The organism is Devosia sp. (assembly GCF_034675085.1).
Lineage (GTDB): Bacteria > Pseudomonadota > Alphaproteobacteria > Rhizobiales > Devosiaceae > Devosia.
The window spans coordinates 1-2,054 of the sequence record NZ_JAUCDN010000443.1; the positions used below are offsets into that span (position 1 = coordinate 1).

At 67.6% G+C, this 2,054-nt stretch carries 2 protein-coding genes; both read right to left on the bottom strand.

Going from position 1 to position 2,054, the window contains the following annotated elements:
* On the bottom strand, positions 1-1,538 hold a 1,538-nt coding region (locus VDP82_RS17505; protein WP_323016097.1), incomplete at its 3' end, for a hypothetical protein.
* 4 nt (positions 1,539-1,542) lie between these two features.
* On the bottom strand, positions 1,543-2,054 hold a 512-nt coding region (locus VDP82_RS17510; RefSeq protein ID WP_323016098.1), incomplete at its 5' end, for a DUF6384 family protein.

Consider the following 2,054-nt stretch of genomic DNA (forward strand, 5'->3'; position numbering starts at 1 on the left):
CCGGTCTTGAAGCCGCCATGCTTGCGCGTGCCTGTCGAGCCGGTCCGGGGCCTTGAAAAACCGCCGCCGCCGCTGCTGGATTTGCCGCCGCCGCTCCAGCCGCCGCCGAAGCCGCCCTTGCTGCCTTTGTTCCCGCCGCCAAAGCTGGAATCGGGCCAGTTGAAGGTGCTGCCGCCCGCTTCCGGCCAGGGGCTGCTGGCGCGTTGGCGCCCGCTGCGCGGCAGGCCCACCCCGCCGCCCCAGTCCGAGGTGCCCGCGCTCCAGTTCTGGCTCTTGCGCCATTGCTCCCAATAGGAAGCGGCCGAAATGCCTCCGCGCAGGAAGTCGTTGAGCAGATCGCCCACCAGCCGCTCCTCGCCGAAGCTGGAGCGCGGGTCGTCGAAGCGCTGCTTCTTGAACTCCCACTGGATGTCTTCCAGCTCGCGCCGCCGCGCCGAGAGCGTCTTGAGCCGCTCATTGAGCTCGCGCGTCTCGGTTTCCTCTTCCTTGGCCCGCGCCCGCGCATCGTCGATCTGGGCGACGATGGTGTCGTCCTGGCCGCTGCGGGTGCGGCGGGCATCGTCGAGCAGGGTGCGCATGTCTTCCCGGCCCAGCGCCGCCGCCAGTTCCGACAGCGCCCCCTCGAATGCCGGATTGCCCCCTTGGGATAATTGCCCCAACAGGCTGGCCGTCTCGTCGCGCCGGTCCTCGGTGGCGACGATCTGGGCGTCCAGCGCGTCAATCTGCTTCTGGCTGGCTTCCATCGCCTGGCGCAGCGGCTTGCCGCCGCCGGCGTCGATGGCGCTCACTTCCAGCGCATCGAGTTCGGCCTCTGCCGCCTGTGCATTGGCGATCTGCCGCTCGGCATGCTCGCGCAGCCGCAGCGGGATTTCGTTGAGCATGGCGAAATTCGGCCGCGCCTTGGAAAATCCGGCCAGATTGGCCACCAGCCCGTCCAGATAGCGCACCAGATTATTGGCGCGATAGCTGCCCGTGCCATAGCCGGCTTCCCACAGATACATGAACAGCGGGTCGTCGCGATAAGGCTTGCCCTTCTCCTCGCGGTCGGCTTCGGCCTGCTCGGTCTTGGCCATGGATTGGGCGGCGATGTCGGCCAGCTCCGCCGCCTGCTGCTTTTTCTGCGCGAAAGCCGGGTCCTTGGCGATGGTCGGCCCGAGCTGGGCTACCAGCGCCTTGAACGCTTCCTGCTGCTCGCTCAGCGTCTTGAGCGCGGCAGCGCGCTCGCCGGTGAGCCGGGTCAGGCTCGCGTCGATTTCGGCCACGTCCTGCTCGGCCTTGCCCAGTTCCCTGGAATGGGCCTTGAGCATGTCGCGCGCCTTGGCCTCGGCGCCCGAGATGCGCCCATCCAGCTCGCTTTGCATGGCCGGGTCGAGCCGCACCTGCGCCAATTGGCGGAACAGGCCGGCCTCGGTCTCCCTGATCTTGCCCAGCTTGTCGGCCGAGCGCGCCAGCCGCCGGGAAATATCCTCTTCCTCGCGCCTGATGTCGCGCATCGCCTCGTCCAGGCTCGCCAGCGCTTCGGGTCCGCGGATGCTCATGGGGCTACCACCGTGTCACTGCGCCGCCGAGAACCGGCATTGTGTATTCGACGTCGAGGAACCCATAGGCCTTGCGCCCCACCTGGTTGACCTGGATGATGCCGTCGTCGCTCTTGTCCGCGGCCACGGCGTCGTAAACCGCCTCGGGCACGCGCTGGCCCCAGATGGAGACCACTTCGGTTTCCCCGTTTTCCTCGTTGAGGATGGGCAGGCTCAGCGCCTTGCCGTCCCCGTCCAGCGCTTCCACCACGATATAGTAGTTGGTGGCCTCGGTGTTGATGTCGGGAATGGTCCAGAAGCCCGATTGCACGTCGCTTCGGTTGACCACGCGCAGCGTATAGTCCTGCCGCAGCCGGTCGCGCAGCGCGACCAGTTCCGCCTCGGCCTTTTCCGCCGCTGCCCGGTTGCCCTCGGCGGCATAGCTCTGCCCGCGCGTGCGCAGCGCCTCGGCGTCCAGCACCGCCTGCTGCACCTTGGTTTCCTCGTAAATGGTTTGGTAGAGCGCATCGAGCCGCG